The 11,613-nt window shown below is 74.3% G+C and carries 10 protein-coding genes and 3 pseudogenes; 9 read left to right on the top strand and 4 right to left on the bottom strand.

What is annotated here, in order from left to right; translation table 11 throughout:
* A pseudogene (locus AB0O91_RS40855) lies at window positions 1-62 on the bottom strand (hypothetical protein); the annotation flags it as partial.
* A 34-nt stretch (window positions 63-96) separates the two neighbouring features.
* Window positions 97-882 (bottom strand): annotated as a pseudogene (locus tag AB0O91_RS40850) (LysR substrate-binding domain-containing protein); the annotation flags it as partial.
* Between the two features lie 95 nt (window positions 883-977).
* Between AB0O91_RS40850 and AB0O91_RS40845 the strand changes: the two are divergent.
* The 6 genes from AB0O91_RS40845 (at window position 978) to AB0O91_RS40820 (ending at window position 6,193) form a co-directional block, all read left to right on the top strand.
* On the top strand, window positions 978-1,682 hold the full coding sequence (locus AB0O91_RS40845) for a succinate dehydrogenase cytochrome b subunit (protein ID WP_363444555.1): 705 nt from the start codon (window positions 978-980) through the stop codon (window positions 1,680-1,682).
* Complete coding sequence (locus tag AB0O91_RS40840) at window positions 1,679-3,622, top strand: fumarate reductase/succinate dehydrogenase flavoprotein subunit (protein ID WP_363444552.1); 1,944 nt, start codon at window positions 1,679-1,681, stop codon at window positions 3,620-3,622. Before AB0O91_RS40845 ends, AB0O91_RS40840 begins: the two co-directional genes overlap by 4 nt.
* On the top strand, window positions 3,619-4,356 hold the full coding sequence (locus tag AB0O91_RS40835; RefSeq protein ID WP_363444550.1) for a succinate dehydrogenase/fumarate reductase iron-sulfur subunit: 738 nt from the start codon (window positions 3,619-3,621) through the stop codon (window positions 4,354-4,356). The genes AB0O91_RS40840 and AB0O91_RS40835 overlap by 4 nt, the downstream gene beginning before the upstream one ends.
* A 333-nt stretch (window positions 4,357-4,689) precedes the next feature.
* Entirely contained in the window at window positions 4,690-5,001 is a 312-nt protein-coding gene (locus AB0O91_RS40830) for a hypothetical protein (RefSeq protein ID WP_363444548.1), read from the top strand.
* Between the two features lie 221 nt (window positions 5,002-5,222).
* Entirely contained in the window at window positions 5,223-5,828 is a 606-nt protein-coding gene (locus AB0O91_RS40825; RefSeq protein ID WP_363444545.1) for a DUF6232 family protein, read from the top strand.
* Window positions 5,825-6,193: a hypothetical protein gene (locus AB0O91_RS40820; RefSeq protein WP_363444542.1), complete on the top strand. Its 369-nt coding sequence runs from the start codon at window positions 5,825-5,827 to the stop codon at window positions 6,191-6,193. Before AB0O91_RS40825 ends, AB0O91_RS40820 begins: the two co-directional genes overlap by 4 nt.
* An 89-nt stretch (window positions 6,194-6,282) precedes the next feature.
* On the opposite strand, the gene AB0O91_RS40815 is transcribed toward AB0O91_RS40820, so the two are convergent.
* Together AB0O91_RS40815 and AB0O91_RS40810 are read right to left on the bottom strand one after the other, a co-directional pair.
* On the bottom strand, window positions 6,283-7,203 hold the full coding sequence (locus AB0O91_RS40815) for an alpha/beta fold hydrolase (protein WP_363444539.1): 921 nt from the start codon (window positions 7,201-7,203) through the stop codon (window positions 6,283-6,285).
* Window positions 7,204-7,301: 98 nt separating this feature from the next.
* The gene (locus tag AB0O91_RS40810; RefSeq protein WP_363444536.1) at window positions 7,302-8,240 is read right to left on the bottom strand and encodes a DUF2797 domain-containing protein; all 939 of its coding nucleotides are present in this window, start codon (window positions 8,238-8,240) and stop codon (window positions 7,302-7,304) included.
* 78 nt (window positions 8,241-8,318) lie between these two features.
* On the opposite strand from AB0O91_RS40810, the gene AB0O91_RS40805 reads away from it, so the two are divergent.
* The 3 genes and pseudogenes from AB0O91_RS40805 to AB0O91_RS40795 all read left to right on the top strand — a co-directional run.
* Window positions 8,319-8,951, top strand: a complete 633-nt coding sequence (locus AB0O91_RS40805) for a maleylpyruvate isomerase N-terminal domain-containing protein (RefSeq protein ID WP_363444533.1) — start codon at window positions 8,319-8,321, stop codon at window positions 8,949-8,951.
* 199 nt (window positions 8,952-9,150) lie between these two features.
* Complete coding sequence (locus tag AB0O91_RS40800) at window positions 9,151-11,328, top strand: restriction endonuclease (RefSeq protein WP_363444530.1); 2,178 nt, start codon at window positions 9,151-9,153, stop codon at window positions 11,326-11,328.
* Window positions 11,329-11,508: 180 nt separating this feature from the next.
* Window positions 11,509-11,613: pseudogene (locus AB0O91_RS40795) on the top strand (ABC transporter ATP-binding protein); the annotation flags it as partial.

Genomic DNA, 11,613 nt, shown 5'->3' with positions numbered 1-11,613 from the left:
CAGACGTCGCCGAACTCGCCGGTGCGGACGGCGGTCAGGAAGGAGCGCCACGCCCCGGCGGGGAAGGCGAGTCGGGGACCGTTGGGGTCCTTGGATGCGGCCGAGCCCCGGCCCGGCGAACGGGGTGACGGACAGCCCCGAGCGCGCCGCCACCATCCCCGGCACCACCGCCGGGCCGAGCCCGGCCCGGACGAAGCCCAGCACCGCGTCCATCTCGCCGCCCTCGACGGCGAACTCGGGCTCGAACCCGGCCGCCCGGCAGGCCGCCAGCGCCGCCTCCCGGACGTCGTAGCCCTCCCGGAACATCACCAGCGGCCGCCCGCGCAGCTCCGCGACCCGCACCGAGCGCCGGGCGGGCCCGGCCGCCGAGACCAACACCAGCTCCTCGTGCAGCAGTTCGGTGACGGCGAGGGCCGGCGCCGCCTCCCCGCTGGGCGGGGTGATGATCAGCGCGAGGTCCAACTCACCCGCCGCCAGCCAGCGGACCAGATCGCGCGAGCCGCCCTCGCGCACCGCCAGCGCGACGCCCGGGTAGCGGTCCCGGAACACCCGCAGCACGTCCGGCACCAGGCTGGTGCACAGGCTCGGCGGCGCGCCCAGCCGGACCCGGCCGCGGCGCAGCTGCACCGTCTCCTGGACGGCCAGCCGGGCGCTCTCGGTGTCCGCGAGGATCCGCCGGGCCAGCGGCAGCAGGGCGTCCCCGGCGTCGGTGAGGGCGATGTTGCCCCGAGTGCGGTGGAACAGCTCGGCCCCCAACTCCCGCTCCAGCGAACGGATCTGCTGGGAGAGCGAGGGCTGGGCGACATGCGCGGCCTCGGCGGCCCGGGTGAAGTGCCGGGTCTCGGCGACGGCCAGGAAGTAGCGGAGTTGCTGGAGCTGCACGGACCCAGGCTACGCCGTGACGATAGGCTCCGGCTATCGTCACCAGCCGCAGCATGTCTTGGACGCACCGTGGTGCCGTCCCTACCGTTGCTGCCATGACAACCGCGACGCGGACGGGCCGGCATCCGTCCACCCTGGCGACCCTGTGGCGGTCGACCGTCGGCAAGAAGGCGGTCATGGCCGTCACCGGGCTGGCCATGCTGCTGTACCTGGTCGCGCACATGCTGGGGAACCTCAAGGTCTTCTTCGGCCCCGACGACATCAACGGCTACGCGGCCTGGCTGCGCACCGTCGGGCAGCCGTTCCTCGGCCACGAGTGGTTCCTGTGGATCGCCCGGGTCGGCCTGGTGGCCGCCGTCGTCCTGCACGGGGTGTCCGCGTACCAGCTCAGCCGCCGGGACCTCGCCGCCCGCCCGAGCAGGTACGTGCACCAGCGCCGCCGGGCCAGCTACGCGACCCGGACCATGCGCTGGGGCGGGGTGATCCTGGCGCTGTTCATCGTCTGGCACATCCTCGACCTCACCACGCTCACCGTGAACCCGGTCGCCGAGCACGGCCACGTCTACCAGAACGTGGTCGGCACCTTCGGCCGCTGGTACAGCGACGTGTTCTACATCCTCGCGGTGGTGGCCCTCGGCTTCCACATCCGGCACGGCTTCTGGAGCGCCGCGCAGACCCTCGGCGTCAACAACGCCCGCCGCCATCGGGCACTGAAGCTGACGGCCGACGGCCTGGCGCTGCTGCTGACCGTGGGCTTCCTGTCCGTCCCCGTGGCCGTCATGTTCGGAGTCGTGAAGTGAGCTACCAGGACTACGCCCTCGGCGCGCCGATCGCCGACACCCGGGCCCCCGCCGGACCGATCGAACAGCGCTGGGACCAGCGGCGCTTCGACGCCAAGCTGGTCAACCCGGCGAACCGCCGCAAGCACACCGTGATCGTGGTCGGCACCGGCCTGGCCGGCGGCGCGGCCGGTGCCACGCTCGCCGAACAGGGCTACCACGTCGTGCAGTTCTGCTTCCAGGACTCCCCGCGGCGGGCCCACTCGATCGCCGCCCAGGGCGGCATCAACGCGGCCAAGAACTACCGCAACGACGGCGACTCCGTCCGCCGGCTGTTCTACGACACCGTCAAGGGCGGCGACTTCCGCGCCCGCGAGTCCAATGTGCACCGGCTCGCCCAGGTGTCGGTGGAGATCATCGACCAGTGCGTGGCCCAGGGCGTGCCCTTCGCCCGCGAGTACGGCGGTCTGCTGGACACCCGCTCCTTCGGCGGCGTCCAGGTCTCCCGCACCTTCTACGCCCGCGGCCAGACCGGCCAGCAGCTGCTGCTCGGCGCCTACCAGGCGCTCTCCCGGCAGATCGCGGCCGGGAACGTGGAGCTCCACCCGCGCACCGAGATGCTGGACCTGCTGGTCGTCGACGGCCGGGCCCGCGGCATCGTCGCCCGGGACCTGGTCACCGGTGCGATCAGCTCGTACACCGCGGACGCCGTGGTGCTCGCCACCGGCGGCTACGGCAACGTCTTCTACCTCTCCACCAACGCCAAGAACTCCAACGCCACCGCGATCTGGCGGGCCCACCGGCGCGGCGCCTACTTCGCCAACCCGTGCTTCACCCAGATCCACCCCACCTGCATCCCGCGCTCGGGCGACCACCAGTCCAAGCTCACCCTGATGAGCGAGTCGCTGCGCAACGACGGCCGGATCTGGGTGCCCAAGGCGGCCGGCGACACCCGCCCGCCCGGGCAGATCCCGGAGGAGGAGCGGGACTACTACCTGGAGCGGATCTACCCCGCCTTCGGCAACCTGGTGCCCCGCGACATCGCCTCCCGGGCCGCCAAGAACGTCTGCGACGAGGGCCGCGGCGTCGGCCCCGGCGGGCAGGGCGTCTACCTGGACTTCGCCGACGCGATCCGCCGGATGGGCCGGGACGCCGTCGAGGCCAGGTACGGCAACCTCTTCGAGATGTACGAGCGGATCACCGCCGAGGACCCGTACCGGGTGCCGATGCGGATCTACCCGGCGATCCACTACACGATGGGCGGGCTCTGGGTCGACTACGACCTCCAGACCAGCGTCCCCGGCCTGTTCGCGATCGGCGAGGCCAACTTCTCCGACCACGGCGCCAACCGGCTCGGCGCCAGCGCGCTGATGCAGGGGCTCGCCGACGGCTACTTCGTGCTGCCGCCCACCCTCAACGACTACCTGGCCCGCAACCCGGTGCCCGCCGTGCCCGCCGACCACCCGGCGGTCGCCGAGGCCGAGGCGGAGGTCGAGGACCGGCTCAACCTGATCCTCTCCGTCGACGGCGACCGCACCCCGGACTCCTTCCACCGCGAACTCGGCGAACTCCTCTGGGACGAGTGCGGGATGGCCCGCGACGCGGCCGGGCTGGAGCGCGCGCTGGAGCGGATCCCCCGCCTGCGCGAGGAGTTCTGGCGACGGATCAAGGTGCCCGGCACCGGCCGGGAGCTCAACCAGTCGCTGGAGAAGGCCAACCGGCTGGTCGACTACTTCGAGCTGGCCGAACTGATGTGCCTGGACGCCCTGCACCGCGCCGAGTCCTGCGGCGGGCACTTCCGCACCGAGAGCCAGACCCCGGACGGCGAGGCCGCCCGCCGCGACGAGGACTTCTCCTACGCCGCCGCCTGGGAGTTCACCGCCACCGGCGAACCGCCCGTCCTCCACCGCGAGGACCTCGACTTCGAACACGTCCACCCCACCCAGCGGAGCTACGCATGAACCTCACCCTGCGCATCTGGCGCCAGGCGGGGCCGGACGCACCCGGCTCGATGACCACCTACCGGGTCGGCGGCATCAGCCCGGACATGTCCTTCCTGGAGATGCTGGACACCCTCAACGAGGAGCTGATCACCCGCGGCGACCAGCCGGTCGCCTTCGACCACGACTGCCGCGAGGGGATCTGTGGCGCCTGCGGCATGGTCATCAACGGCCAGGCGCACGGCCCCGAGCGCACCACCACCTGCCAGCTGCACATGCGGCACTTCCGGGACGGCGACACCATCGACGTCGAGCCGTGGCGCGCCGCGGCCTTCCCGGTGGTCAGGGACCTGGTGGTGGACCGCTCGGCCTTCGACCGGATCATCGGCTCCGGCGGCTACATCACCGCCCCCACCGGCAGCGCCCCCGAGGCGCACGCCACGCCCGTCCCCAAGGAGGCCGCCGACACCGCCTTCGAGCACGCCGAGTGCATCGGCTGCGGCGCCTGCGTGGCGGCCTGCCCGAACGGTTCGGCGATGCTCTTCACCTCCGCCAAGGTGGTGCACCTCAACGTGCTGCCGCAGGGCGCGCCGGAACGCGCCGCCCGGGTGCGGAACATGGTCGGGGCGATGGACGCCGAGGGTTTCGGCGGCTGCACCAACACCGGCGAGTGCGCCACCGCCTGCCCCAAGGGCATCCCGCTGCCCAGCATCGCCGCGATGAACCGCGACTTCCTGCGGGCCGCCCTTGGCTGAACCCCCTCGATCGGTCGGCCCCTCGCTCTGGTGCTCAGGCGGGGGGCCGACCCCGTTCTCCGGGGCGTGCGGCGCCGACTCACGCTCCCCGTACGGGTGGTGGATCCCCGCGAGCGGTGCTTGTTGACGGAAAATCGCGCTACGGTGGTGCTCCGCCACGGAAGGACGGCATATGCCCGAGGTTCAGTCCTGCTCCGGTTGCGGCGGCTCCGGGGGGACCCAGAAGACCGAGGCGACGGTCGAGCTGGACGAGGAAGGAAGCATGGTGCCCAGCGTTCACACCTTCTGGTCACCGTGCGGTCGGTGCCACGGATCCGGGACGGTGATCATCGGATGAGGTTGGTCTTCGAGTGCGTCGAGTGCGGCGGGCACTACCTGCCGCCGGAGGGCATGGTCTATCCGGACGGGCCCGCCTCGCCGGTCTGGTGCTCCTCCTGTCAGGTGTCCAAGCGCACGGCGGGCCTCGCGGAGGACCCGCTGCTCGCCCGGGTCGCCCTGGCCGCCGCCCGGGCCGCGCTCGCCCGGCGCGCCGCCGAGGGCGCCGAGGCCGCGGGCACCGGACGCGGTGACGTCCGGCCGTCCCGGCCGCCACTGTCCCGCCGGGCGCGCCCGGGGCCGGGCGGGGTGCGCGGCAAGCTGGGCTGAGCCGCGTCCGACCCACCCCCTGCCACGGTTCGTCAAGCCGGGTTTCCGACAAAGAGCTTGTGCACGCCCGGAGCGTGCTGGTTTATTGTCGTCGCTCGTTTGACAGCCTTGGGGGAATGCTCATGCAGCCGACCGAACCGGTCGCACCGTCGGGAGTCCGACCGACCGGCGCCACTCCGCTCCCGTACGTCCCGCCGCCGGCGCCGCCGGCCGGGGACCCCGTGGGCACCGGGCCCTCGGCCTCCGTCGGCCCGCCGCCGAGGCCCGCCCACGACCCCTCCGCCACCCGGGTCGCCGTCACCAACCGCATCCTCTGGATCGGCTCGGCGGCGTACCCGCTGGCCACCGTCGCGCGGGTCAGCATCACGATCATCCTGCCCGACGTCCTCGGCGCCATCAAACGGTTCCTCAAGTTCATCGGCATCGTCGTCCCGGCCGCGCTGGTCATCGCCGGGCTCAACGCCCTCTCCCACTCCTCGGGCTTCGGCAGCAGCAGGGACAGCCAGAACTCCGGCTCCGGCCCGATCGTGGTGGTGACCCTGGCCCTGCTGGCGTCCTACTTCCTGTTCGCCACCCTGCCGGTGCTGCTCCAGCGCCGGCTGCACGCGCTCACCATCGACACGGCGGGGCCGCCGACCGCGCTGCTGGCCTGGAAGGACGCGAAGCACGCGTACGAGCTCCAGGCCAGGATCACCCACGCGATCGAGAACCCGCAGACCGAGTTCCAGCAGTTCGTCAGCAACGTCCTGGTGGACCTGCGGCAGTACCAGTACGGCGACAACGTCAACATCTACGGCGGCCAGGGGAACACGGGGGTCATCAAGTGAGCGGCGACGGACCGCGGTTCCACGTCGGCGACAACGTCACCCTCCACGGCGGGCACCACAACGTCGGCATCCAGCACCACCACGCACCGGCCGCCGACCAGGCCCTGCCGCCCGGGGCCGCCGCGCTGTTCGCCCACCTCGCCGTCCTGGTGGCCGAGTTGGCCCGGGACCCCCGGCTGCCCGAGGAGGACCGGCAGAGCCTCCGGGAGACCCTGCCGGTGCTCGGCGACCCGGCCGGCCAGGAGCGGCGCAGCCGGCGCAACACCCTGCACCTGTTGGCCGGGCTGACCGGGGACCTGGGCGAGGCCGCCGCGCCCGCGCTCGGGCTGGTGACCCGGTTGCTCGCCCTGCTCGGGAGCCGGTGACCGGGAAGCGGTGACCGGGGACCGGTGACCTGGAGCCGGTGACCTGGGACCGGTGACCTGGGACCGGCTGACCGGGGGTCGCCGACCGGTCAGGGCGCGGTCTCCGCGAGGAAGCGCCCGACCAGGTCCGCCACGGCCTCCGGGGCGTCCTCGGGGCTGTAGTGGCCGACGCCCGGCAGTTCCACCGCCCGGCCGCGCGGGAACGCCTCGGCGAACAGTGGCAGGAAGTGTCGGGCGGCGAGCGTCCGGTCGGCGGCGCCCCAGACCGCGAGGGCCGGCAGCGCCGCCAGCGCCGCCCGGGCCCCGGCATCCGGGGCGGCGAACCGGTGCGCCCCGGTCGCGAAGCCCTCGGCCCAGCCGATCGCCCCGGCCGCCTCGGCCCGGTTGGGGAAGGGTGAGCCGTAGGCGCGCAGCCAGGTGTCGGTGATCAGGGCGTTGTCCTCGAAGCCGTTGAGCTTGAGGGTGCTGAGCACGGTGTAGTCGAGGGCGCCGAGGACGGCGCCCAGGCTGCCGTCGGCGTGCGCCCGGGCGATCCAGCGGAACCACGGGGAGTCGGCCGCGTTGACGGCCAGCGCCTCGGCCAGGCCGGGCTGGCCGAACGGGGTCGGGGCGTTGAGGCTGACCACCCGGGCGATCAGCCCGGGTCGGCGGGCGGCCAGGCCCATCCCGACCGGGCCGCCGAAGTCGTGCAGCAGCAGGGTGAGTTCGCTCAGGCCGAGGTCGTCGACCAGGGCTTCCAGGTTGTCCACGTGGTCCTGCACCAGGTAGCCCCGGTCGGCGGGCGTGGCGCTCTTGCCGAAGCCCATGTGGTCGGGCACCAGCACCCGGTGGGTGGGGGCCAGTCGGCGGATCAGGTCGCGGAAGAGGTAGCCCCAGGTGGGTTCGCCGTGCAGGCAGAGCACGACCGGGCCGGAGCCCTCGTCGACGTAGTGCATCGGGAAGCCGGGGGCGGTGCTGAAGTGCGGCCGGTACGGGAAGGTGCCGTCGAAGGTCTCGTGGGCAGCGATCATGGTCGGGCTCGCTCCATGCTGGTGGCAGATTGAAACCGTATGGCCGAGACTAGGCCTTGCGGTTTTAATAAGCAACCACGATCAGGGGGCGCCCCGGCTCAGAACAGCGCCTCCTGGGTGTCCGGCTCCGGCGGGCGGACCCGCTCCTCCAGCCGCAGTCCCTCGGCCGCCCGGCCGGTGACCGGCGTCAGCGCCCAGCCGGTCAGCCGACGGGTGTCCAGCAGCAGCGGGCCGGAACCGTCCGGCTGGTCCAGGAAGAGGTGCCGGCCGACCGGCGGGCGCAGCCGGCCCGCGACCACCGCACCCGCCACCAGGCCGGTGATCTCCCGGTAGGCCTCCGGGGCGCCGCCGCCCAGGCCGTAGCGCTCCACGTGGTCCACCACCGGGCGGTCGGCGAGCAGCTCCACCGCGTGGCCCTCCAGCAGCCGGTGCGCCCGGGCCCGGGCCTCGCCCAGCACGGTACGGCGGTGCGGTGCGTCCCCGTGTGCCCACCAGTGGTCCGTCTTCAGCCGGGACTTGTACCGCTCCCGGGCCAACCCGGAGGCGGCGACGGTGAGTTCGGCGCGGCGCACGGCGGGCAGGCCGCCGCGTGCGGTGAACGCGTAGGCCAGCGCGCCCTGTTCGAGCAGTCGGCTGTCACCGCGCTGCTCGGCGGTCAGGCCGACCTTCAGCAGCCCCTCGCCGAACCAGGCGAGGTAGAGCAGGTAGGTGCGGCCGTCGTCGAGGATCTGGTCCCGGGCCAGCGCCAGGCCGCGGTCCACGCTCTGGCAGGCCGGGCACTGGGTGGCGCTGCCGTCCGGATCGACCACCGCGTGGTGCGGGCAGGGCGTGCGCTCCGTCGCCCCGGCCAGCCAGGCGCCGGTGCAGCGGCGCGGGCCGCCGAGCAGCCAGCCGACCTCCGCGCCCGGCGCCACCTCCCGCTCGTGCACCTGCGGGCCGCGCGCGGCACCGAGCAGGGCCCGGCCGTCGTGCCAGCTCAGGCCGGTGGAGATCCAGCCGGCGGGCCGGTCCGGGTGCTGCGGTGCGGGGATCGTCACGGGCATCCCTTCCTGGGGTCTGGGCTCCGGCCAGGCTACCCGCCCCCGCCGACAGCGGTTCGCGCCTACCATCCCCCCATGATCGACTCACCGACCCCGGACGACCTCGCCCTCGCCGTGCGCCTCGCCGTCGACACCCTGGCCGCCGCCCCGGCGGACGCGGACTGGTCCCGGCCCGCCGGCACCCTCGACTGGAGCTGCTGGGACACCGTCGAGCACCTCGCCGACGACCTCTTCGCGTACGCCGCCCAACTCGCCCCCGCCAGGCCCCCGCGCGGACGGTACGTCCCCTTCGTCGCGACCCGCGGCTTCCCCGGCGGCCCGAACAACGTCGTCCGCGCGGACCCGGCCGCCGGCGTCCCGGGCCTACTCGAAGTGCTCGATGCCAGCGGCGGGTTGATGGTCGCCGTGGCCCGGTTCGCCCCGCCGGACGCCCGTGCCCACCACCCGTGGGGCCTCGCCGACCCGGGCGGGTTCACGGCCATGAGCCTGGTCGAGACCCTGGTCCACCTGCACGACGTCGCCCGGGGCCTGGGCCTCCCCTGGGAACCGCCCGCCGACCTCTGCACCCGCGCCCTGACCCGGCTCTTCCCCGACGTCCCGCCCGCCACCGCCCCCTGGCCCACCCTCCTCTGGGCCACCGGCCGCACCGCCCTCCCCGACCGCCCGCCGCGCACCGCCTGGCGCTGGTACGCCGACGTCCGGGAGTAGCGGCCGCCCCCGGCGGACCCGGAGCCCGGAAACGCGGGCGGGCGGCCCGGAGCAGGAGAGCCGCCCGTCCGCCGGGCCGTCAGCTCCCGTCACTGCACCGCAGGTCGCGGGCGCTTGGCCGTGCCCGGTGTCCACGTTCTATTGTGGCGGGCGCGGTCGGCGCTGCGGCCGGGAGGCGGCGCGGGACGGCCGGGTCGGCGTGAGTGCGAAGGGGTGGCTGGTGGCGGGGCGGCGGAACACTGGGGTGCTGGCGGTCTGGGCGGAGGCGCAGCGGCAGCAGCAGCGGCGCGAGGAGGCCCGTTGGCGCGCCGAGGCGGCGGAGTTGCGCCGGCACGAGCGGGCCCAGCGCGAGGCACAGCGGGCGGCCGCCCGGGACGAGCGGGAGGCGCAGCGCTCGTACCAGCAGTCGCGGGAGGCCGAGGCGGCCGCGCGGACGGCCGAACTGGACGCCAGGGTCGAGGAGTTGCGCGGGCTGCTGGCGGCGGGGCTGGCCGCGCCGGCGTTCGGGCCGCAGGCGCTGCTGGCACCGCGCCCGGTGCCGCCGTTCGACCCGGGCCCGCTGGGCGAGCCGGTGCCGATGCCGGACCAGACCTCCGCCGCGTACGCCGTCCCGCCGCCGGACGCGGCGCAGTCCCGCAACGCCGGGGTGCGGCGGCAGTACGAGCAGTACCTCGCCCAGGCCCGGGCCCGGTTCGAGCAGGACTGGTACGCCGCGCAGGCGCGGGAGGCGGACCGGCAGCGCCGGCTGGCCGCGTACCACCAGGAGTACCTGGCGTGGGCGGAGCGCTTCCGCCGCCAGGAGGAGGAGCGCGGGGCGGGCACCGAGGAGTTGCTGCGGCGGCTGCGGGCGGGTGAGCCGGAGGCGGTGCAGGAGTACTTCACGGCCGGCCTGTACGCCTCGGCGGCCTGGCCGGAGGGCTTCCCGCACCGGCTGGTGGCGGCCTGGGAGGCGCCGAGCCGCCAGCTGGTGGTGAACTGGGAGCTGCCCGGGCCGGACGTGGTGCCGGCCGCCGGCCGGGTGCGGTACGTGAAGGCGGACGACCGCGAGGCGGAGGTGGCCCGTCCGGCGACCGAGCGCAAGGCGCTGTACCGGGAGGTGCTGGCGCAGTCGGCGCTGCGGGTGGCGGTGGAGCTGTTCCGGGCGGACCGGGACGGGATGCTGGACTCGGTGGTGCTGAACGGCTTCGTGCTCGGCATCGATCCGGCGACCGGCCGGGAGGCGGAGCGGTTCCTGTCCACGCTGACCGCGACCCGGGCCGAGTTCGCCGGGCTGGCGCTGGACCGGGTGGCGCCGGTGGAGTGCTTCCAGGGCCTGGGCGGCAAGCTGTCCGCGCGGCCGGAGCGGCTGGACGAGGTGAAGCCGGACCGGCTGCCGGAGACCGTCGGCGGGAGCCTGGCCGGGCACTTCGGCGAGGAGGACCCGGACCTCTTCGAGATGGACCCGATCGAGTTCGAGGACCTGATCGCCGAGCTGTTCCGGCTGCGCGGCTTCCGCGTGATGACCACGGCCCGCAGCGGCGACGTCGGGGTGGACGTGGTCGCCGAGGACCTGGACCCGGTGACCGGCGGCAAGATCGTGATCCAGGCCAAGCGCTACAAGAAGACCGTCCCGCCGACGGCGGTGCGCGACCTGGAGTCCACCGTCCGCCACCACGGCGCGATCAAGGGCATCCTGGTCACCACCGCGGGCTTCGGCAAGGGCTCGTACAGCTACATCGAGGGCAAGCCGCTGACCCTGGTGAGCGGGCCGGAGCTGGTGGAGCTGCTGGCCGACCAGGGGCTGCGCGGCCGGCTCGGCGGCGGCGCTCCGAGCGGGGCGGCGGAGGCCGTCGCCCAGGAGCCGGCGGCCGGGCCGGGCGTGCCGCAGAGCAGCCTCACGGTCAGCTGGCAGAGCCGCACCGCCGCCGGGGACCCGGTGGAGCTGGACGTCACCGCGTTCCTCTGCGCCGGCGGGCGGGTGCTGAGCGACGAGCACTTCGTGTTCTTCAACAACCCGCAGGACCCGGACGGCGCGATCCGGCTGCACCCCACCCACTCGGTGCCGGGCGAGCCGGCCCGGGCGGCCCGGCTGAGCCTGGACCTGCACCGGCTGCCGACCGCCGTGGACGAGGTGGTGCTCGCGGTCTCCACCGAGGAGGAGGAGCCCCCGGCGCTGCCGCTGGGCTACGTGTACGGGCTGGCGGTCGCCGCCGAGTACGGGCCTGGCGCGGCCGGGCCGGCCAGGTGGCCCGGCGCCAACGGCGGCATGCCGGACAGCGCGATGCTGCTGGGCAGCTTCCGCCGGGCGGCGGAGGGCTGGCAGTTCGCGCCGTCGGGCCGGGCGGTGACGAACGGTCTGACCGGGCTCGCGACGGCCTTCGGGGTCGCGGTGGAGTGACGCCGCCGAGGACCGGGGGGACTTTGGTCCTCAGGGGACGGGTCATACCTGAGGAGGATGACGCCCCCGCCGCCCCGCCGGGTCGGCGGGGGCCCACCGTCCCCTCGGCATACGCATCGGGCTCGAACCACTTGGCAGGATGGATCGGTAGGAAAATCCGATTCGTTCCCAGGAGTCTTCGTGACCTTCCCCGCAACCGCCGTCCGTACCGGCCTGGCGGCCGCCCGCGCCACCGGCCTGAACAAGGTCTACGGGGAGGGGGAGACCCGGGTCGTCGCCCTCGAC

The organism is Kitasatospora sp. NPDC089797 (assembly GCF_040684795.1).
GTDB lineage: Bacteria > Actinomycetota > Actinomycetes > Streptomycetales > Streptomycetaceae > Kitasatospora.
Note: the sequence above shows the minus strand (reverse complement) of the source record. Positions and strands in the feature narration are given on the sequence as shown.